Here is a 21,931-nt window from a genome sequence, read left to right as displayed (position 1 = left end):
GCAACGCAAGCCTTAGCGGAAGGTCACAGCGAAAAGCTCAGCTTCACCGTGCGCGTCAGCGACGACAAGGGGGCTTGGGTTGATCAAGTGGTGACCATCACCATCACCGGCACCAACGATGCGCCAAGTTTGAGTATCGACAAGAGTGCGGTGGTTTCCGAAGAAGGTCTGGCTAACGGCATTACCGATACGACAGGTAGCAGTGATACCACCAATGAGGTTGCTGCCAGTGGCAAGATCTCTGTTGGTGACGTGGACAGCGACCAGCTGACCGTTTCACTGGGATGGCCAACCGGTGCTGACGTTCAACCAGTTTATTCTGGTGGTGTTAAGGTCGAGTGGAGTTGGGATGCCAGCAGCCAGACGCTGGTTGGTTATACCGGGACTCCAGGCGGTGAAGGTTACAAGGCGGTGGTCGAGGTCAAGCTTACTGCTCCGGATGCGAGTGGCAAGGGGGATTGGCAGTATGACCTGACCCTCAAGGGGCCACTCGATCATCCGCTTGCAGATGAGGAAGATAGTCTCTCGTTCGAGTTGGACGTCAAGGTCTCTGACGGCGTTGCGACTACGACTGGCAATCTGGGTATCACGATCGAAGACGATGCGCCAATTGCGGCTGATATGGAGCCAGTGTCGTTGACTGCAACGGGTATTCCCGATGTATTGGTGGGTAAATTTAACTTAACCGGCTACGATGATGACCAGTGGTCTATTGATGGTGGTCAGTTTACGATTACAGCGAAAGGCTTTGAATCTTCATCGTCTGCTGATTTGGTTGATGCCCAAATTAACGGTAGCTCGTCAGGCATTGGTGTAAGTAGTGTTGGCTCGCCCTACCATAATATTGAAAATGAAGTCGATTTTCGTAAGTTTTCAGATGGCAGTTCTGCATCCGAAGAGTTGGTTATTAAACTCGATCCTAACACGGTAGCTTATGGTGCGAAAATTGAGTTCAGCAAAATGTTTGGCGGTGAGGGCGAAAGCGGGATTGTTGAGTTTTGGCGAGATGGAAAGCTGATTGCAACTCAAAGTTTTACCTCTGATGAAAATCGTGGAGATTACGCTAAAGACTTTTCTGTGCAGCAGGGTGGCTTTGATACGATGGTTATCAAAGCTACTGATAATGGTAACTCGTTCAATCATAAAGATAATAGTGACTTTACCGTTAAAAATATCGAGTTTCTTGGTTCGGATGCGCCGCAGCCAATTGCTTATGGTTCTGGTGTCGTTGAACCGCAATGGGGGGCCGATGGCCGAGGTGCACTGCAATTAGTTGGCCTGGATGAATCTGCGACACTCAAAACGGTTACTGGCTCTGACATTACTGTTGGATTAGTAGGAGCAAATACTCTTACTGGTAAAGATGCAGAAGGGCATTTAGTCTTCAAACTCGAGTTTACACCGACAACGGGAAAATGGGAGTTTTACCAGTATCAAAATATACAATCGCCGTTAGGTGATGGAGATATTGATTTCCAAGTGAAAGTTACTGATGCAGATGGTGACAGTGCTGTACTTGGTTTTGCGGTCAAGCCAGTGTCTCCACCGGTTATTGGTGAATTGACGCTCAATGTTTCTGAAGAAGGATTACAAGGCGGGATTGCGGATGACGCATCTATCACTGGTTCACAAGACACGACTAACCAGACCTCAGCGGAAGGGCAGCTTAATATTGCGAACACCTCTGAGCTTTCTATGGGGATCCCGGTTGGTACTTACACTTCTAATGGTGTAGCTATTACCTGGAACTTATCTTCGGATAAACAGAGACTGATTGGAACGGTTGCTGACAATAAAGTGGTCGAAATTACCGTAGATAACCAAGGCAAGGTGACTAGTCAGTTGCATGCTGTATTCGACCACACGAATAATGGTGGAGAAGATGACCTTGTGATTGATATTCCCATTGAAGCACAAAATTCAAGTGGTATTTCGAGCACAAGTACAATCACCATTGTTATCGAAGATGATGCTCCTATCGCTAATGCGGATGTTGCTTCAATCAATGTATTAGCCGATTCATTTAATTTTAACGGTGTTTCGGCTAAGTGGAGCAATATCGCAGGTGGTTCAAATATTACAATTTATGATTCGCGCGATGCTGACCCTGATTTAGACCAAGTACGCTGGGGAACGAGTGCAGGGTATGGGCAATCAGGGTATGGTTTTATTGATAACGATAGTGGACTAGCTGGAAATATAGCTCTCAATGAGCTAGTCCAACTAGGAACCTTTACTCACTATAATTACCCTATCTATGACTCGATTACGGGGGCAACACTAGATGTAACGTTTTCAGTAACCGATGCTTATGGTCGAGTAACGCCTGTGACGATTACGGTGAATTTTGCCCATAACGAAACACCAAATAATCAGTCTGATCCAAGGGATATCATTACTATTGAAAGTCAATCTGTGACTTTTGAATTTGAAGGTAAGATGTATACAGTTGAAGTCTTAGGTTTTGTTGATAAAAACGGTAATGTTATCAACTCGATAAAGACAGACGAAAATGCATCCAACCAGTTTGACTTGGTGGCAAAGATTGTTGAAGGAAGTGGTTACCATTTGCCAAGTGCTTTAGGTAATGTAATGCATAACGATTTGCACGGTGCCGATGGATCATTGACGGTCATAGGGTGTGTGAATGGAGAAACATCAAGCAGTATTAATACCGGTGTTGGCACTAAGGTTATTGGTTTGTATGGCGAGCTGATTCTGATGGCTGATGGTAGCTATACTTATCAAGTGACTGAGGATGCCTCTAAGATCCCCCTCAACGCACAGGAAGTTTTTAGTTATACCGTGAGAGATAATGATGGTGATGCTGCCAATAGTACTTTAACGATTTCGGTCAACGCTGTAGATAAAAATGGTGTACCCGTAGGTTTACCATTGACGGTTGAAGGCAATGATTTAAATGACATGATAGTTATTAGAAATGGTGAAAACTCACAGCACCCAGATAGATTCGATGTTGCTTTTGGGGGTAATTTGTTAGGGACAGTACGTGATGTTCATGGCAATGAAAACCATATTCACGTAGGGCAAGGTTATAATAATGGCTCTCAAAACCAAACTGTTAGTGGTGGATCGGGGAACGATCATATTGAGACGGGCTCTGGAAATGACGTCATTTATGCAGGAATGACGGGATCTCATGGTTACAGTAGTGATGATGATTTGGAACTTTCTGCGTCTGAGATTGCCAATCATCACGTAATGACAGGCAATCTTTCTGGCACTGATTCAATGTTAGATAATGATGGTTTGTTATTATCGAACGATGTATCAAGCCGTAATGCTGACGTTGTTAATAGCGGTAGTGGCAATGATCGAATATTTGGTCAATCTGGCTCTGATATCCTTTTTGGTCATACTGGTGATGATTATATTGATGGTGGTTCTCACAACGATGGTTTGAGAGGTGGTGAAGGTAACGACACCCTTATTGGCGGCCTTGGTAGTGATATCTTAACGGGTGATAGTGGTGCAGACATATTCAAATGGGTTGAGATGGAAACCGCGACTGACCGCGTTACTGACTTCCATCGTTCGGAAGGGGATTCGTTAGATTTTTCCGATTTGTTTGAAGACATGACCAAAGATGAGATCACAGCATTGCTTGATGGACTGGGTGGTGTAGATCATCAAGGTGTTGCGGACGATGTATCTATCCGTGTTACAGGAAATGAACATGAATCGCACCTAACGATTGTTAAGTCGGGTCAAACATTGACCGTGGACTTTGATGGTGCGTCAGCTGCGGATATCACCAGTAGCTTGATGGATAACCTAAACCATTTAAAGGACTAAAATAACGAAAACCGGAGCTTGATAAGAGCTCCGGTTTTTCTTGCTGCCTATAAAATACGGCTTACAACACCTTACAGGCGAACCCTTTTAGATAAAACCCTTCAGGGTAGGCTGAATCTGTTAAGTGGTCAGCGGCTTGCTCGAACCTTTCAACAAATTTAACGCTACGACCTGCATCGAGCGCCGCATCGGCAATGATTTTTTGGAAGAGATCGGTGCCCATAAGGCCAGAGCATGAATAGGTGAGTAAAGTGCCACCCGGTTTTAAAATTTGCATTGCCAACATATTGATGTCTTTATAACCGTTTGCACCGGAGGTCAGGTTGTTTTTACTCGATACGAACTTAGGTGGATCCATAATCACCACATCAAACAGCGTTCCTTGATCACGGTATTCTCGCAATAATTTGAAAACATCGGCATTCAAAAATACAGCGCGTTTTTTGGAAATATCGAATTGATTGATCTCTGCATTGTATTTGGCGGTATCTAATGCAGGTTGTGAGACGTCGGCATTAATTACACGTTTGGCACCGCCTTTAAGAGCATACAAACCGAAGCCTCCGGTATAACAAAAACAGTTAAGGACATCTTTATCCTTCACATATTTTATTGATTTCTGGCGGCTGTCACGTTGGTCTAGGTAAAAGCCTGTTTTGTGTCCACCAACAATATCGACGCTAATTTTTACGCCATTTTCTTCGATAATGACTGATTTTGGCGGCTCATCGCCATGCAGCACGCCCATGTGCTCTTCCAAACCTTCTTTTTTACGAACGGCAACATCTGAACGTTCGTAAACATGGCACTCTGGGAAAACGATTGTCAGCGCTTTAACAATATTCGTTTTATGATATTCAGCCCCTGCGCTAAGCAGTTGGCATACTAGATAATCTTGATACTTATCGATAGTAATACCGGGCAACCCATCTGATTCTGCTGCAATCAGCCTAAAGCCTGTAAGACCATCTCGTTCAATAATCTCCTGGCGAACTAACAGTGCATCTTCGAGCCGTTTCACAAAAAAATCGACATTGATCTCCTGCTTCTCAAAGCTCCAAACGCGAGCTCGAATTTGAGAAGTAGGGGAATAGGCTGCTTTTGCTAACCACTGATTATCATGAGTATAAACGTCGACGGTCTCTCCAAGGCTAGGCTCACCTTCTACCTTGCTGATCCCTCGGGAAAAAACCCATGGATGTTTACGGCGCAAAGATTTTTCACGGCCTTTGACTAGATAGATTGCAGCTGTCATACATTACTCGATGAATATTCAAAATGGGGGCGTATTTTCATAGAAAAGGTAATGGAAAGCAAACAAAGAGCGAGCGTCATACGTAAATAAAGGAAATTGTTTGGAGAGAGTGTCTATGGGATGTACATCAAATTAACCCATTGTCATTTCTTTCATTATAGTGAACGACGCATTTTAGTAGATAAATGATTGAGTATTTAAACATAGATAGAGGGATCCAAATGGCTCAACAGTGCGACAAGTTTATCGTGACAGGCAGGGTCCAAGGGGTTGGTTTTCGTTATCACACCGCTCATCAAGGACTAAAGCTAGGCTTAACAGGCTATGCTAAAAATTTACATAACGGCGAGGTTGAAGTCATCGCCATTGGGAATAGTGAAAATTTGGAGCAGTTTTATCAGTGGCTTCAACAAGGCCCCAAAACGGCGAAAGTAATGTCTGTGTTGCGTGAATCACTTCTTTCTTATACTGAAAAATATAGCGGATTCGAAATACTTTAAAAGTAGCACCGCTTTGTGCTTTGTATGGTTAAGTTGCTTGGGGGCTTAGTTTCACACTACAAGCATTTGGCAGGTTTTGGTAACCCAGCAAGTTTAGTTGCTTGTTTGGCCGGGCCTTTTTTAAAGAGTTTGAACAGATATTTGCTATTGCCTTTTTCCGGACCATGCGCTTTTTCCATCGCTTTGACTAACATACGCACTGCGGGTGAAGTATTAAACTCTTCATAAAAGTGGCGTACGAACAAAATGACTTCTAGATGAGCGTCTGTTAACTCGATACCTTCCTGACTGGCCAGTGTCTGGATCATTCCTTCTTCCCATTGGGTATGGTCTAGGAGGTAACCCTGAGCATCAGTTTCGACGGTTTTACCATTGTATTCAAACATCTTTATTACTCGATTAAAAATCCGCGTTTAGGGTAGCGTAGTGAATGTGTGATCTCAACTGTTTAGAAAGCAAAAAGCCCGCAAGCTGTGGCTTGCGGGCTCGTTTGGACAAAATGTCGACGTAAATTAGTCGTCGTTCATAATGCCTAGAATAGCCAATAAGCTTGTGAACAAGTTCAGGATATTTAGATACATTGAGATGGTAGCACTAATGTAGTTTGTCTCCTCACCTCGTACGATGCGGCTTGTGTCAAATAGGATAAAACCAGAAAACACGAGCGCCGCGATGCTGCTGATCGCAAGTTGGCCAACGGTAGAACCAACAAAAATATTAATAATCGCCGCAACGATGACAATAATGAGGCCTGCCATTAAAAAACTTCTCATGAACGAAAAGTCTTTTTTAGTCGTAATGGTATAAGCTGATAAGCCCATAAAAACAAGGCCAGTAAGACCGAGTGCCTGAGCAATAATGCTAGAGCCATTCGGGATTGCCGCATAGTGATTAAGCATTGGGCCCAGAGCACCGCCCATTAATGTGGTGAACACAAATGTCCACACTATACCAGAAGAAGAATTAATGGCTTTAGGCATCACGAAGAATAGAATACCGATTGCTCCCAACTGCATAGCGAGTGCCATGAATGGTGAAATCTGCATTGCCATTGTTGCCATCGCAGCAATAGCACTAGTGATAAGAGTCATTGAAAGCAAGAAGTAAGTATTCTTCAACACTTTATTGGTTTGTAGTGTGCTCTCTAAGCTAGCTGAGCGAGTAAACATTGGGCTGTTCATAATCTTCCTCGTAAGGGTTTATGTTTGTTTGTACATTTATGGGGCTGAATGAGCTAAAAAGCAAGCCCTGTATCGTATTTGTTTTGTGTAAATTTTAATAAAAATAGTCACTTAGATGTTAAAGAATGTGTAACACCATGTGTCTATGCTCATAAACAAAGAGAGAGGTGATGTTCACCTCTCTCTTTGTTGGTCGTTAATCCATTAATGATGGAGAATTTGAGAGAGAAAATTGCGCGTTCTATCGGATTGAGGATTTTCAAAAAATTCAACAGGGTTATTTTCTTCAATGATCTCACCAGCATCCATGAAAATAACGCGATCGGCCACTTCTTTAGCAAAGCCCATCTCATGGGTAACACAAAGCATCGTCATGCCTTCTCCTGCGAGTTCAACCATAACATCTAATACTTCCCGTACCATTTCCGGGTCAAGTGCAGATGTTGGTTCATCAAATAACATAATCTGTGGGTTCATGCACAATGAGCGTGCAATCGCAACTCGTTGCTGCTGACCGCCAGAAAGTTGACCGGGATATTTGTCTGCTTGATCAGGAATCTTTACGCGTTCCAAGTACTTCATCGCAACCGCTTCAGCTTCTCCTTTAGGCATCTTTTTTACCCAAATTGGAGCGAGTGTACAGTTTTCTAACACGGTTAAATGTGGAAAAAGATTGAAATGTTGGAAGCACATACCGACCTCGCGTCGCACGGCTTCGATATTTTTAAGATCTTCCGTCAGTTCGTTTCCCGCGACGACGATTTGTCCTTTTTGGTGCTCTTCCAAGCGGTTAATACAGCGAATCATGGTCGATTTTCCTGAGCCTGAAGGGCCACAAATAACGATCTTTTCGCCTTTTTTAACGGTAAGATTGATATTCTTTAGTACATGAAATTCACCGTACCATTTATTCATATCATTAATCTGAATCATGATTTCTTCAGAAGGTGCGAGGTTGCGTTGCTGCGTCATAATACGTCCTTGATTTGTAGTTATCGTTTGTGACCAGTATGGAGTTTGTTTTCAAGCCATATCGAATATCTAGACATAGAAAAGCAGAACACCCAGAACACTAACGCGACAAATATATAACTTTCAGTAGAAAAGCCTAACCAATCCGGATCGGTATTGGCAGCTTGTCCAATACCGAGCACGTCAAACATCCCGATAATGAGTACTAAGCTGGTATCTTTAAATAGGCCAATGAAGGTATTAACGATAGATGGGATCGTGATCTTCAGTGCTTGCGGCAAAATAATCAAACCGACTTTTTTCCAGTAACTTAAACCTAACGCATCGGCGGCTTCGTATTGACCTTTAGGTATCGCTTGTAAACCACCACGAACCACTTCTGCCATATAAGCCGAACTGAACATGACCACCCCAATCAATGCTCTAACCAATTTATCCGTTTCCGAGCCTTGCGAGAGGAACAGAGGCAGCATAACGGATGCCATAAACAAAACTGTAATCAGTGGCACACCTCTCCAAACCTCGATGTAAACGGTACATAGGCTGCGAATAATGGGCATCTCGGAACGTCGGCCCAACGCCAGTACAACGCCAATCGGTAACGAAACAACAATCCCAACTAAGGCAATAATCAGCGTAACTAATAAGCCTCCCCACTTATGCGTTTCAACCACTTCTAGGCCGAAAAAGCCTCCATAGAGTAACGCCGCGATAAGAAATGGGTAGATGTTGACAAAAAACAACCAAATCCACGTTTTTTTCGGTGTATTTTCATAGGCGAGCAACGCACTAAAAATAGCAAGAGTGAAATAGAAGAGGCGAGGTCGCCAGAGCTCAGCTTCTGGATAAAATCCATACATAAATTGATCCCAGCGTACGCTAATAAACACCCAACACGCCCCCTCACGAGTGCAATCACTACGTTGTGTGCCTACCCAATCGGCATTAATAATCGCCCAATCGACAGTATGCCAAACAAGCCAGAAGGCGAAATACCCTAAGATCAGTGTAACGATGGAATTGAGTGCGTTATTAAAAAGATTTTTGCGCAGCCACCCAATGAAGCCAACGGTATTGGCTGGCGGTGGCAAGTTAGGTTGAAACTGATGTACTTTCATCTTATCTCTCCACCAAAGCAACTTTACGGTTATAGATATTCATTAATGCCGATGTCGTCAAACTGAGAGTGAGGTAAACACCCATGGTCATCGCAATAATTTCAATCGCTTGACCCGTTTGATTGAGCGTTGTGCCGGCAAAAACAGAAACCAAATCAGGGTAGCCAATCGCCATCGCTAATGATGAGTTTTTGGTCAAGTTCAGATATTGGCTGGTGAGTGGTGGAATGATGATGCGTAGCGCTTGAGGAATGACCACGAGTTTTAATGTTTTTGAACGAGATAATCCTAATGACATTGCTGCTTCGGATTGACCATGGCTCACCGCATTAATGCCAGAACGGACAATTTCGGCAATAAATGCGGCCGTATAAATACTCAGTGCAATCAGCAGTGCGGCTAACTCAGGGATAATACTGATGCCACCTTGGAAGTTGAACCCTTGCAGTTGTGGATACTCTGCTGACACTGGACGGCCCATAGCAAAGTACACAATGACAGGAAGTAGGATGCACAAGATAGCCGCAATTCTACCCATAGGCGTCTGCTGACCTGTTAAACGCTGTTTGTTTCGAGCCCAAATGCCAATAATTAAGGTGGTTAGTAAGCCAGCAAGAAAGGCAATAAAGATAAATGTGCTGCCACTTTCGAAAATGGGAGCGGGGAAGAACAGACCACGTACATTGAGAAAAATAGAATCCCCTAACTGCATGCTTTGCCTAGGCGATGGTAGAGCCTGTAACACGGCAAAATACCAAAAGAAAATTTGCAGTAATAAAGGAATATTACGGAAGATTTCTATATACACAGCAGCAAGTCGACTGACTAACCAGTTGGAAGAGAGACGAGCAATACCGATAAAGAAACCTAAAAGGGTGGCAAATACAACGCCTAAAAAAGAAACTAGCGCGGTATTGAGTAAACCTATGATAAAAGTTCGCCCATAACTAAAGGTTTCATTGTATTCGATCAAAGTAAGGCCAATCCCAAAGCCAGCTTCTTGATCTAGGAAGTCAAACCCCGTGGCAATGCCTCGAGAACTTAAGTTAGAAAGTGCATTGGTCACAATGGTGTAAAAGAAAAAAACCAGAACGAGAACAGCAATAATTTGAAAGGCGACTGAACGAAAAGTAGGATTGTAGAACAAATTTGCGCTTTTAGCCGAGGGAGCTCCTGAGCTAGCCGCAATAGTTTTAGTAGGTTTCATACAACTATAACCTCAAATCCATTTTTCCAAAAAGGCGGTTAAAACCGCCTATTTGGGATTGTGTGACTATTAACGAAGTGGTGGAGCGTACATAAAGCCGCCAGCATTCCACAACGCATTTGCACCTCGTGCGATTTGTAGTGGAGAACCTTTACCTACAGTGCGTTCAAAACTTTCACCATAGTTACCGACTTGTTTTACAATTTGGTATCCCCAATCATCGCGAATGCCCAAACCTTTACCTTTAGGGCCGTCCAGGCCAAGTATGCGTTTGATATTAGGATCGCTAGATTTAAGCATTTCATCTGCATTTTTTGAGGTAATACCGTACTCTTCTGCGTTAACCATCGCATTGAGAGTCCATTTCGCCACGTTAAACCACTTGTCATCATCTTGACGAACAACGGGCCCAAGTGGTTCTTTAGAAATGATTTCAGGTAATACAACCGCGACGTTAGGATCAGTTAAGTTCAAACGTAACGCATACAAACCAGATTGGTCGGTTGTTAGAGCATCGCAACGGCCCGCGTCAAAACCTTTTGAGGTTTGCGCTGCTGTATCGAATACCACAGGTTTGTATTTCATGCCTGTGTTGCGGAAGTAGTCCGCCAAGTTCAACTCAGTAGTTGTACCGGATTGGACACAAACCGATGCCCCATCAAGCTCTTTTGCACTTTTCACTCCTAGGTCTTTTTTCACCATGAACCCTTGACCGTCATAATAGTTTACGCCGACAAAATTAAGGCCGAGTGCTGCGTCGCGTTGGAGCGTCCAGGTTGTATTGCGCGAAAGAACATCGATTTCACCTGATTGTAGGGCGGTAAACCGTTCTTTTGCTGTGAGTGGAACATATTTTACTTTCGATTTGTCACCAAGAACTGCTGCGGCAAGTGCCTGGCAATATTCAACATCAATGCCTTCCCATTCCCCTTTTGAGTTCGGGTTGGAAAAGCCTGGTAGACCAGTGCTCACACCACAAGTAATAAAACCTTGCGAAAGTACTTTATCTAAAGTGCTATCTGCTGCTGAAGCTGTCGTCGCCATCATGGCAGTAGAAGCTGCTACAACAGAAGCAAGAACAGTGAGTTTATTCGCCATTTGTATCCTTCCTGTATGATCCATGTTAAACCAGGTGACACCTGATACAACGTACTAAAAATGTTGTTGTGTAGCTTTCCAAGTTGTATTTGCATGCAATCGCACATTTACAAATCAACCGTTTATAAGCGTAGGTAATGATTTGTATTTTCTCAAATTAGTAATTTGAAAGATTTTTGATTAGATTCACAAACCTAGGCTGCAGCTAGAATGAACAAATGTTGCACGATTGTAAATAGTGCAACCGTGTTCAATAGTGGGGCAACAGAATAGAAGCAGTATATTTCTCTTTTAACGTAAAATTAACAATTGTGTCATTAGTATGTTGTCAGGATTTTCAACTGTCTAATGGCGAAAATTTGGTTGATAATTATTTGGCTGCATTTAATTAGTGTCGCAGATGCCCTATTTTTGGTAGCATCAAGCGAATAGTTATCTAGATTATTCATGGAATGAAATGCAGTATTTTCCTCTGTTTTTGAATTTATTGGGCAAACCAGTGCTGGTTGTGGGTGGGGGCGAAGTCGCCTGTCGAAAAGTAGAAGCATTGATTCGAGCGGGGGCTCAAGTCACCGTCGTGTCACCTAAGATTGAACGTTATCTTTTAGAACTGGTAGAGCAGAATCGTTGCCAATGGGTTCAAAACTTTTATTCATCAGAACTATTAACGAAAGAATACTGGCAGGTATGGGCCACAACGGATAATCCGTCGCTTAACCACCAAGTGCATAAAGATGCAAGAAAGACAGGTGTTTTGGTCAATGTTGTCGATGATCAACCATACTGTGATTTTATCACGCCATCGATGGTCAACCGTGGGCGAATTCAGATCGCAATATCCAGTGGTGGTGCATCACCAGTGTTGGTGAGAAATATCCGAGAAACATTGGAAGCAGTTCTTCCGCAAAATCTCTCGTTGCTTGCTGATTTCGCTGCCTCCAAGAGAAATTCAATTAAACAATCACTCAATTCTGTCAGTGCTAGAAGAAAGTTTTGGGAAGCCTTTTTAAGTGATTCCAAAACAGAAAATGCAGTAAGCCGTGAAGAATTAGAGCGTTTATACCAACAAGCTCTCTTAGTGCCTATAGAAGAATCAGTACAATGTACATGGATAAGCTGTGGCGATGATGTTGAAATGCTGCCGATCAAAGCGCTACGTTACATGCAAAGGGCAGAGGTGGTTTTTTATGAACAACATTCTCCTTTTGAATTGATTGATCTTGTTCGCCGTGATGCTGAAAGGGAAAGTTTTAAGAATGCCGCGCAACTTGCAGAAAAGCTTGAGCAAGCAAAGTCTGATCGCAAAAGAATATGTATTTTGTTACCTAGAAACAGAGCAGAGTACGCTTTGCTTGTGGGGAAAGACTTAATGTTGTAAAAATAGTGCCATAGGTTATTGTTTTATCGGATTATGTTGCAGACCGAGCCTGATAAAACGAAGATGACTCAAAACTGAAGAGCTTATGTACTATGTATAAATCGATGCCACGTTCGTTCAAATCCCTCCTTGTGGTTAGCATTGTGAGTTTGGTTTCTATTTTTATGTCGTTACAATGTCACTCAAAGTTGCAAGAAGCTGAGTTCTGTGCAGATGATTATTTGAGCTGTAATATTAATAAAAGCGATGCCTCATTTCTCAATTTATATTATGATTCTTTTGAGCGTCCTGAAGTTATCAAAAGCTCTTTTACGGATTGGCGACAGTGGTGGTCACCTCAGGCAAAAGCTCTCTATATATTTTCACAAAATAATTTAATACAATTTGCGGGAATTACTCCTCTAGTTACTGAGGAAGCATTGGCTATTGGTCGTCAATACAATATAGACTGGATTATTGCGGAGGCTTATTTTTATGAAGCACAGGAATTATATTCATCACAACAATTAATTCAATCCGAATCCTTACTCAATGATGTTCTAGAGATGGTTGAGCGTATTGGATATAATGGGTTGAAAGGTCGAGTTTATAATTTATTGGGTAATATTTCATTTGATCAAACCAATTTAAAGAAAGCCTTAAAATATTATCAAATTGCTTATCAATTATTTGATGGGAATAAGCATGCTATACAAATGTGCATAATTCTAAACAATATATCGACTGTGTATATTCATACGGAGGATTGGAAAAACGCTGATATATATAGTAAGAGATCTTTGAAAGTATACCAGAATCATAATTTCTCTAACTCACTCACCGAAGCTATTTTATATACTAATGCCAGTGTGATAGATACAGCGTTAGGACGTGAAGAATCTCAGCAGCGCAATGTTGAACTTGCTTTTGATAGAGCGATGAAAACAGGTTCTAAACAGTTGCAGTTTAAGACTATGGTTAACTTAGCCGATAATTTATTAAATCAAGGTGAGACAGAAGATGCCTTAGATATTATGATTCGATGTTTATCTCTTGCTAGGGAAGAGTCTAATCCCTTATTTACCGCATACTGTCAAGAGAGTTTAGCGGAAGTCTACCTTGCAAAAACTCAGTTAGAATTGGCCATCTTGAGCGCCAAAGAAGCGGTAGGAATTTATACAGATCACAATAATGTGCCAAGAATAATATATGCTACTGATATTATTTCAAGAATTTATGAGCAAAAAGGTCGGTATGATGAAGCATTATTTGAATATAAGAAAATGGCAACATTAGAAAAGAAACTTATACTTCAGTCTAGAGAAAAAGAGGCATTGAGTCTAAAAAATCAATTTGACAGAAAACTCGACGAACAAGAATTATTGCTATTAAGTGCTAAGAACGATATACAGAAGCTACAGATACAAGCTCAGGAATTTAGGGAATGGTTGTATTTTTTGTTATTTATTATTATTAGCTTTGTATCTTTAATTAGTTATCGGAAGTATAAAAAATTTAAAATCAAACACTCAACTTTACAGCAGGATCATGCAAAGTTAGAAGTTGAATCTACACATGACCCACTCACGGATTTGTATAACCGAAGATATCTTGATACTTGGTTTTCTTATCAGGAAGAAACAACTAATAATAAACCACATTTATTAGCCATAATTGATGTCGACTATTTCAAAAAAATAAATGATCAGTATGGTCATGAAGCGGGGGATGAAGTGTTAAGGGCATTATCTACCATTCTGAAACAGCAGCTTCGACCTGAAGATCTACTTATGAGGTGGGGAGGTGAAGAGTTTGTGATGATCATTAGTACACCAGAAGCTCATATTAAAGAAGTCTTGGAGAGAATTCGTGCTCAAGTCGAACAAACATCATTTTACTGGGCAGGGCAGCGGGTTCCTGTAACTGTTTCCATTGGAGCAATTGCTGAGAAGTCGGTGTCTAAGTTGGCGTTGTCGTGGCAGAGTGCAATGGAGAGTGCAGACCAAGCGTTATACCAAGCGAAGTCAGAAGGAAGGAATCGATTCATTGTAAATGATAGTTATCAGTGATTGAAAAGCCACCTAGTGAGGTGGCTTTGATATTTTATTCGTGGTGCTGTTAGTTGTTAGTCTCGGAAATTGTCATACTGGAATGGCTGGCCCATATCCGATTCACGCATTAGAGCGATCACTGATTGTAAATCATCTCTCTTTTTACCCGTTACTCTTACTTTTTCACCTTGAATGGATGCTTGGACTTTGAGCTTGGCATCCTTAATGGCCTTTACCACTTTCTTGGAGGTTAACGGGTCCAGTCCTTGTTTAAATTGGACATCTTTAAACCAGCGCTTGCCGGAATGTACGGAATCTTTCGCTTCCATCGCTTTGGCATCAACACCTCGTTTCGCGAGGTTGCCACGTAAAATATCCATCATTTGACCCAATTGAAAATCATCTTCTGCAGACAGTTTTACAACTTCATCTTTGAGTTCAAATCCAGCTTCTACATTACGAAAATCAAAACGAGTAGAAAGCTCTCGGTTTGCATTATCGACAGCATTACGAAGTTCAACAGTATCGACTTCTGAAACGATATCAAAAGAAGGCATGGTGTTTCCTTATCTATTGCTTAGTATTTACTTTAAGTTACGGCGGTCAGTGATCGCTTGTGCCAGCATATCCAGCATAGTTGCTGTGTCATCCCATCCTAAGCATGGATCGGTAATCGATTGGCCATAGGTGAGGTTATTTAAGTCATGCATTGGCTGATTACCTTCGATAATGAAGCTTTCAGCCATAATACCAGCAACGAAATCCTTACCTGTACGTATTTGTGTGCAGATGTCGGCCGTTACATCTATCTGTTTTCTATGCTGCTTTTGGCAATTCGCGTGGCTAAAATCTACGATGAGGCGCGGGGCTAAGCCGAATTCGATCAGTTGCTCGCAGGCTGCAGATACGGAGTCAGCGTCATAGTTTGTCCCTGTATCACCACCGCGTAAAATAACATGGCCAAAGGGGTTACCACTGGTACGATAAACGGTCATACGGCCATTTTTATCCGGTGAGTAAAAGTAATGCGATGCTTGGGCCGCTCGAATGGCATCAATAGCAATTTTGATGTTGCCATTCGTGCCATTTTTAAAACCGACAGGGCATGACAGCGCAGACGCCATTTCTCGGTGTATCTGAGATTCCGTAGTACGCGCACCAATAGCTCCCCACGTGATGAGATCTGCGATGTATTGCCCGGTAATCATGTCTAAAAATTCAGTCGCAGTAGCAAGGCCTAGCTTGTTGATATCTAATAATAATTTCCGTGCTTTATTGAGCCCTGTTTCCAGTGCATATGAACCATCCAGATTGGGATCCGTAATCAAACCTTTCCAGCCCACAACGGTGCGTGGTTTCTCGAAATAGGTACGCATGACGATAAACAGTTCATTTTTATATTGGTCTTGGATCGCACTCAAACGTTGAGCGTAATCCATTGCGGCTTCAGTGTCGTGTACTGAACACGGACCGACAATGACTAACAGGCGATCATCTTGACCAGTCAGAATATTTTCAATTTGACGGCGTGAGTTTGCGATGCGCTCTGCTACGTCGTCTGTGATCGGATGCGCATTTCCAAGCTCTGCCGGAGTCGGCATTGGGCCCAAGGCTTGAGTTCTTAATTCATCTGTTTTTAATGGCATGGTAAAGCCTGTACTCTTATTGCGAAGCGGTAAAGATAACGGAATTGGCAATAGGAATAAACTCCAAAACGGAAAACTTATTGCTTATCATCTGTAAGATGAAATTTTATTCATAAATTTATCATAAATATTTACTTTTACTTGAATTAATACTCGGCTATGGGTATTTTCCTGAGCAAGATAATTAAAAATGTAGGGAGTAATGAATGAGTTTGGCACAACATGATACGATCCACCCTCAGTTGATCTTAGGTGATGCCCTTCCAGCGGCAATTGAATCAAGTGGAAATGCCCAGCATTTGTATGTATCGCTGTCCGACATTATTTTAGATTCGTTGTTTTATCATCCTTCGATTGAGCAACATTTTGCGAATCTAACTGAACTTGAGCAAGGCTCTTTGCAATCCATTCTTGATGACAAAGCGGTGGCGGAGCATTTTACGTCAACCATTGTTGATAGAGTCGTGGCAGCGGTTCAAAAAAATCACACTACGATTCGTGTCTGTTTGAGTGATGCAGATAGTTACACTTATAAGGCGTTGATCGGTGGAAGTGTTGAAACGGATGAAATTAACCCAGCGATGGGAGTGCGCGGCGTATCGCGTTTTTCTTCCAACCAGTATGCAAAAGCGTTTAGTTATGAATGCGCTGTGATCAAGGCATTGCGCAAGCAAGGATTGAACATCGAAATTGTGGTGCCATTTGTTCGAACATTAAGTGATGCGGCTACGATCATTGACCGACTGGCAGAGCAGTCTTTACCTCGGAGTTTAGATGGTTTGAAAGTGCTTTATTCTTGCGATGTTCCATCAGCGGCATTGTTGGCAGAGCGTTTGATGCACTATTTTGATGGTGTGGTCATCAACATCGATAACTTAACACAATACACCTTAGGCATTGATAAAGAGAATCCTGAACTTTCCCATTTGTTTAATCCAGAGAGTGAGGCGGTCATCACGCTGCTCGATTTAGCATCAAAAGCGGCACGTTATGCGAATAAGCCGATTTTGGTCGTCACCCAAGCACTCGCAAGTTATCCAAAGCTGCAGGAGCACTTAGCTGAAAGTGTTCAGGCTGATGTTGTGGTAAAAATGTAATGATCTGATTTGGGCGCAGAATAGCTGCGCTCAACCCTAACTTTTTGTAACAACTTATTGACATTTCGCGGCGTATACCTTGAACTGGTCCGACAACCATATTGAAAAGGTCAAGCCTCATGCTCTCCCCATTAACAAAAGCGAATCTTTACTTAAATCTATTTGGTTTTTTAAAAGTACCATTGATTTGGTCCTGCAGGCCAAAGATTTTAGTGCTAAACGAACGCTCTGTAGAAATTCGAATTCCACTGAAACGTCGCAATAAAAATCATTTAAATAGTATGTATTTTGGTGTGTTAGCCGTTGGTGCAGACGTAGCGGGCGGTTTTATGGCAATGCATAAAGCACAACAGCGTGGCTCCAAAGTATCGTTGGCGTTTAAAGCGGTTAGTGCGGAGTTTTTAAAAAGGCCGGAGGCGGATGTCCATTTTCATTGCCATGATGGCCAGCTAATAGACAGTATGCTTGATGAAACTATCGCGACCGGAGAGCGAGTCAATCAGACAGTAAAGATCATTGCAACCTGTCCTTCGCTGCATGGTGACGAGCCTATGGCGGAGTTTCATCTTACTTTATCGTTAAAGCGTATTGGTAAATAAGGCCGAATTAGAGACTACTCGCTTAATTCTATCGGTTCAATGTCGACAATCTTATTTCTATTTAAAACAATTTTCCAACGGTAGTAGCGGGGCTCTTCTTTATGGTTATCTTCTTTGATAATCAAGTTGAGCAAGTGCCGTTTTTCTACGGTTTCTCGACTCACTTGACCGCCACTTAACTGATAAATGCGATTAGAGCCTTTGTCCATCAAACGGGTAATAGGGCGTAGATCAATGTGTAAAGTTTCGCGTGTTTCCTCATAGCCACTCATGAAGCGTGAAGTTGACATGGCCGTTTCTGAGCGATAGTGAAGTACCTGTTCCTCCCTTTGAACAATGCGTTTCTTTCGAATTGTTTTGATTCGGTCTGGTAATTTACTCAGGTTGGTATAATCAAGCCATTCAATTTTGTAACCCACAGATTTTCCGGTCGTTGGGTCTATGTAACGACGCTTCCATTTAGGTTTTCCTTTACGGATCCAGCGCCACAGCATATCGCGTAAGTCATCTTTAAAGATCTCGCGTAATGCATAAACAAACGACATAGCGATGATAAAAGAGGCGGTGATTTCCCCCCAATAGTCGCGAGCTGTAATGGCGATGACGGTGACAAACAGCATCACAAGCCCAGTCGCGATACCTTTTACGGCACGCTTCATGTTATTACCTAAAGAGGTGACGTGTTCATTAAGCACAATGGGATGCTCGATTAAACGGCGTAGTAGGCGCATCTTGTTACTCAGCCGAGTGATGTCTTCCCCTGCCTTTGCCGAGTTGTAATTGTTAAGTTTACGATGTGCCTGTTCTTTTTCAACCAGTGTAATTAGACGCTCTTTGATGGTTTTATATTCACCATCGCGGTTCATGTGTGCGACTAGGGAAAGAAACTTTTGCTCAGTATACCAAGATAAATAGTTATCAATATTGGCGTAATAGCGTTTTAAGCTCTCTTCATAAGGAATGCTGCGGCGCAATCTTTTCAAAATATCTAAAGAGAGTTCAATGACACTATCAACTTCATCTGATGTGACGGTGTCACTCGTTGTATTGAGTTGTACTACAGCTTTATCTAGAGCGATAACATACTGATAAGCAAATAAACTCAAACTGACTCGATACTGAGTAGAAGAGAGATGGCCTCGTTGTGCAAGCCGGCTGTGCACTAAGGGCAGTAACGTTTTATCACTGTAATACGCACGCTCTTGGTGGATGAAGCTATAGTAAAAGTCAGATTCAGGAAGTATTTCGGGTGTTAGACCTAAATCACCGGGAATGAATAGGTAAATGTCTAGATCAAGTTCTTTGCTCTGAGACATGGCATGTGAAATTTTAAGCGTGATGGTATCTTGCTTATCGACATTAACCAAAGAAAGCTCCTGAAAAAATGCTTATTTTTCCCTTGAATGCAGGAAAGGATAACAGAGATCACGTATAATCTCTGCAAAATTGAGGTGAGACATAGTAAATGATTAACGTTGGTCAAATAAACAGTTTAGAAGTCGTAAAGATTGCTGATTTCGGCGTATTTTTGGATGCTGAAGATTTTGGAACCACTTTACTGCCTAAACGATTTACCCCAGATGGGGTTGAATTGGGGCAGAAAATAGACGTATTTTTGTATTTCGATTCAGACAATCAACTTGCCGCGACGACTGAAAAACCGATTGCAAAAGTAGGCGAGTGGGGATTGATGAAAGTTCAGGGTGTGAATAGCACTGGTGTTTTTGTTGATTGGGGTCTGAAGGGTAAAGATTTATTGGTGCCTTACAGCGAACAGCGTGCTCGTTTTAAAGAAGGACAAATGATTTTAGTGTATGTCTACACTGATAAGGCTTCCGGCCGCATCGTAGGCACAACTAAATTCAACAAGTGGCTGGACAAAACCCCTGCAAACTATACGCAGAATCAGCAAGTTGATCTATTAATTGCAGAACACTCAGAACTTGGATACAAGGCTATCATCAATGGCGAGCACTGGGGGATGATTTTCCCATCAGATGTGTTTGGTAAGTTGTTTATTGGTAAGACCTTAAAAGGCTACATCAAAAATATCCGTGAAGATGGAAAAATTGACCTAGCTCTGCAAAAAATTGGCGTAGCAAAAATGGATGAGCTAAGCACTAAGATCATAGAGTTACTTGAGAAAAAGGGTGGTTTTCTTCCATTAAGTGATAAATCGACACCAGAAGCTATTTTTTCGATGTTCCGTACCAGTAAGGGAACCTTTAAGAAGAGCATTGGTGGTTTGTACAAGCAGGGAAAAATTACCATTGGGGAAGATGGAATTCATCTTGTATAGCTGAGGCGTCCACCTCCTGTTGCAATTTATTTTCCTTGACGATAAAAAAAGGCCCAAAATTTTTCCGTTTTTGGGCCTAGGGGAATGGCTCATTTGAGCCTACGCTAATCATTAAAATAGTCGTACTTATGCTTCCCTGTAAGTATAGTTGTTATCGCTAGAAGTGCGCGTGTTTTCTAGATTTTTGTCCTATTTTGGGGCGTGTTAAAACAAATTTTTATCTTTAACGAGTTCTCTTGGTAAACCATTTTTTATGCGGTTTCCGACCCATTTCCCTAGGCCAATCACATCGTTACCGAGTTTAACCAGCACTTCGCCAGTGCCAGTTTGTAGTGCTGGTCTGACATCTCTGCCCATGTACCAATCTCGCGCTTCTTCAATCGATAGTGTGATGCAGTTTGATTCGTTACCAGTCGCTAATGATGTAGCAACTTGATGTTGCCAGCGATAACCTTTTTTATGTGTTTCAGCGATTTTTATCCCCATGCGAGAGAAGCGGAATTTGCCGAGCATAGGTTCCAGTGCGTTTGGAAATAACCATACATCATTATCACGTAGCCAGACACTGGTATCATCGGGGATCGCAACTTCAAACGTTTTCATGAGTTGATCCGTGATCTCTTGTGTGAGTTTAAGGTTGGCTTTCGCAAAAGGAAATTGACCTAAGCGTTTGTTGACTTCAGGGTGGGGTACAGAGCTAAGTTTACGGATTTTTGCAACAAAAAAACCTTCACAATCATAAGCTTGAGGGAATATATGCAAGAACCCTTCGTCTGTAATAGCTGCTTTTGCATCCTCAAACAATGAAATAAGGGAAACAAATTCAACTGATTGTGGATATTTTTCTTGTAGATGCAAGCACACTTGTTGGTTCTCTTCTGTACTCAATGTACAGGTTGAGTAGACCATCACACCGCCGGGCTTTAAAGCTTGAAACGCACTTTCAATCAAATCTTTTTGTGTTGTGGAAATCGACAATACAGATTCTTTGCTCCAGTTTTTCATCGCATCAGGATCTTTACGGATGGTACCTTCTCCTGAGCATGGCGCATCTATTAACACAGCATCAAATTGTTCCGGTAACCAACCGCCAAAGACTCGACCATCAAAATTGCTCAGTGCACTGTTACGTACACCGCAGCGTTCGATATTAGCATGCAGCACTTTAACACGGCTGGCTGAAAATTCGTTGGCGACTAATACGCCTTCATTTTCCATACACGCCGCAATTTGCGTTGTTTTTGAACCCGGAGCCGCCGCCATGTCGAGTACTGAATTGAACGATTCATCGCCAGTGAAAAGAGCGGACACCGGCATCATAGAACTGGCTTCTTGAATGTAAAAAAGCCCTGCCATATGTTCGGCTGTGTTACCCAAAGGTACGACAGACTCATCGGCTTCAATCCAAAAACCCGTATTACACCAAGGCACTGGTGATAAAGCCCACCCTTTTTCTACGGCGCGTTGACAAAAACTATCGACAGAGATTTTTAGCGTGTTGACTCGGATACTTTTACGCAAAGGACGCTGGCAAGCTGCAATAAAATCACTCATCGTTAGATGTGTGGGCAGTATCGCTTCAATTGTCGCAAGAAAAGGTTCAGGTAGGGTTATATTGGCGTGCAAAGCAGTATCTCGTCTGGGAGTTGAGGCCGGATTATATAAGAATCGTGATGAGATCAAAATAATAAAAAATGCAGCCGATCAGCTGCATTTTATAAGAATCAAGGTTAAC

At 42.3% G+C, this 21,931-nt stretch carries 18 protein-coding genes; 7 read left to right on the top strand and 11 right to left on the bottom strand.

From position 1 onward, the window contains the following. Positions 1 to 3,816, top strand: a 3,816-nt coding sequence (locus DD616_RS11810; RefSeq protein WP_234827700.1) for a choice-of-anchor K domain-containing protein, incomplete at its 5' end; no start/stop codon positions are given. 61 nt (positions 3,817 to 3,877) lie between these two features. Here DD616_RS11810 and DD616_RS11805 read toward each other — a convergent pair. Continuing rightward, positions 3,878 to 5,071, bottom strand: a complete 1,194-nt coding sequence (locus DD616_RS11805) for a class I SAM-dependent methyltransferase (RefSeq protein ID WP_094150313.1) — start codon at positions 5,069 to 5,071, stop codon at positions 3,878 to 3,880. 221 nt (positions 5,072 to 5,292) lie between these two features. Between DD616_RS11805 and yccX the strand changes: the two genes are divergently transcribed. Then, a complete protein-coding gene (yccX, locus tag DD616_RS11800; RefSeq protein ID WP_026028007.1) occupies positions 5,293 to 5,571 on the top strand; it encodes an acylphosphatase in 279 nt (92 codons plus the stop codon). A 56-nt stretch (positions 5,572 to 5,627) separates the two neighbouring features. Here yccX and DD616_RS11795 read toward each other — a convergent pair whose 3' ends face one another. From DD616_RS11795 to DD616_RS11770, 6 genes are all read right to left on the bottom strand, one after another. Continuing rightward, positions 5,628 to 5,957: a TusE/DsrC/DsvC family sulfur relay protein gene (locus DD616_RS11795; RefSeq protein WP_013856934.1), complete on the bottom strand. Its 330-nt coding sequence runs from the start codon at positions 5,955 to 5,957 to the stop codon at positions 5,628 to 5,630. Between the two features lie 126 nt (positions 5,958 to 6,083). Continuing rightward, a complete protein-coding gene (locus tag DD616_RS11790) occupies positions 6,084 to 6,752 on the bottom strand; it encodes a Bax inhibitor-1 family protein (protein ID WP_010318447.1) in 669 nt (222 codons plus the stop codon). 204 nt (positions 6,753 to 6,956) lie between these two features. Next, a complete protein-coding gene (locus tag DD616_RS11785) occupies positions 6,957 to 7,724 on the bottom strand; it encodes an amino acid ABC transporter ATP-binding protein (protein WP_013856933.1) in 768 nt (255 codons plus the stop codon). A gap of 20 nt (positions 7,725 to 7,744) precedes the next feature. Beyond that, complete coding sequence (locus DD616_RS11780; protein WP_026028006.1) at positions 7,745 to 8,842, bottom strand: amino acid ABC transporter permease; 1,098 nt, start codon at positions 8,840 to 8,842, stop codon at positions 7,745 to 7,747. A 1-nt stretch (position 8,843) separates the two neighbouring features. Further along, positions 8,844 to 10,049 carry an amino acid ABC transporter permease gene (locus DD616_RS11775; protein ID WP_017044681.1) on the bottom strand — a complete coding sequence of 402 codons (1,206 nt, stop codon included), beginning with the start codon at positions 10,047 to 10,049 and terminating at the stop codon, positions 8,844 to 8,846. Positions 10,050 to 10,118: 69 nt separating this feature from the next. Next, complete coding sequence (locus tag DD616_RS11770; RefSeq protein ID WP_026027113.1) at positions 10,119 to 11,147, bottom strand: amino acid ABC transporter substrate-binding protein; 1,029 nt, start codon at positions 11,145 to 11,147, stop codon at positions 10,119 to 10,121. 457 nt (positions 11,148 to 11,604) lie between these two features. Here DD616_RS11770 and DD616_RS11765 point away from each other — a divergent pair, with 457 nt between their 5' ends. Together DD616_RS11765 and DD616_RS11760 are read left to right on the top strand one after the other, a co-directional pair. Beyond that, positions 11,605 to 12,525: a precorrin-2 dehydrogenase/sirohydrochlorin ferrochelatase family protein gene (locus DD616_RS11765; protein WP_208871716.1), complete on the top strand. Its 921-nt coding sequence runs from the start codon at positions 11,605 to 11,607 to the stop codon at positions 12,523 to 12,525. Positions 12,526 to 12,617: 92 nt separating this feature from the next. After that, positions 12,618 to 14,573: a tetratricopeptide repeat-containing diguanylate cyclase gene (locus DD616_RS11760; protein ID WP_208871715.1), complete on the top strand. Its 1,956-nt coding sequence runs from the start codon at positions 12,618 to 12,620 to the stop codon at positions 14,571 to 14,573. Positions 14,574 to 14,629: 56 nt separating this feature from the next. On the opposite strand, the gene DD616_RS11755 is transcribed toward DD616_RS11760, so the two are convergent. Beyond that, entirely contained in the window at positions 14,630 to 15,112 is a 483-nt protein-coding gene (locus DD616_RS11755; protein WP_010319065.1) for a YajQ family cyclic di-GMP-binding protein, read from the bottom strand. Between the two features lie 27 nt (positions 15,113 to 15,139). Beyond that, positions 15,140 to 16,201: a 3-deoxy-7-phosphoheptulonate synthase gene (locus tag DD616_RS11750; protein WP_199871223.1), complete on the bottom strand. Its 1,062-nt coding sequence runs from the start codon at positions 16,199 to 16,201 to the stop codon at positions 15,140 to 15,142. Between the two features lie 206 nt (positions 16,202 to 16,407). Between DD616_RS11750 and DD616_RS11745 the strand changes: the two genes are divergently transcribed. Both DD616_RS11745 and DD616_RS11740 read left to right on the top strand, forming a co-directional pair. Further along, entirely contained in the window at positions 16,408 to 17,298 is an 891-nt protein-coding gene (locus tag DD616_RS11745; protein WP_208871714.1) for a putative PEP-binding protein, read from the top strand. 119 nt (positions 17,299 to 17,417) lie between these two features. Further along, the gene (locus tag DD616_RS11740) at positions 17,418 to 17,897 is read left to right on the top strand and encodes a PaaI family thioesterase (protein ID WP_017047658.1); all 480 of its coding nucleotides are present in this window, start codon (positions 17,418 to 17,420) and stop codon (positions 17,895 to 17,897) included. Positions 17,898 to 17,911: 14 nt separating this feature from the next. Here the strand turns inward: DD616_RS11740 and DD616_RS11735 are convergent, their stop codons facing one another. After that, entirely contained in the window at positions 17,912 to 19,264 is a 1,353-nt protein-coding gene (locus DD616_RS11735) for a hypothetical protein (RefSeq protein ID WP_017044687.1), read from the bottom strand. 98 nt (positions 19,265 to 19,362) lie between these two features. Here DD616_RS11735 and DD616_RS11730 point away from each other — a divergent pair, with 98 nt between their 5' ends. Further along, positions 19,363 to 20,196, top strand: a complete 834-nt coding sequence (locus DD616_RS11730) for a CvfB family protein (RefSeq protein WP_013856923.1) — start codon at positions 19,363 to 19,365, stop codon at positions 20,194 to 20,196. Positions 20,197 to 20,400: 204 nt separating this feature from the next. On the opposite strand, the gene rsmF is transcribed toward DD616_RS11730, so the two are convergent. Continuing rightward, positions 20,401 to 21,822: a 16S rRNA (cytosine(1407)-C(5))-methyltransferase RsmF gene (gene rsmF, locus DD616_RS11725; protein ID WP_208871713.1), complete on the bottom strand. Its 1,422-nt coding sequence runs from the start codon at positions 21,820 to 21,822 to the stop codon at positions 20,401 to 20,403. Between the last annotated feature and the right edge of the window lie 109 nt (positions 21,823 to 21,931).

The organism is Vibrio anguillarum (assembly GCF_003390515.1).
GTDB classification, from domain to species: Bacteria; Pseudomonadota; Gammaproteobacteria; order Enterobacterales; family Vibrionaceae; genus Vibrio; species Vibrio anguillarum.
This window is presented reverse-complemented; position numbering and strand designations above follow the sequence as displayed.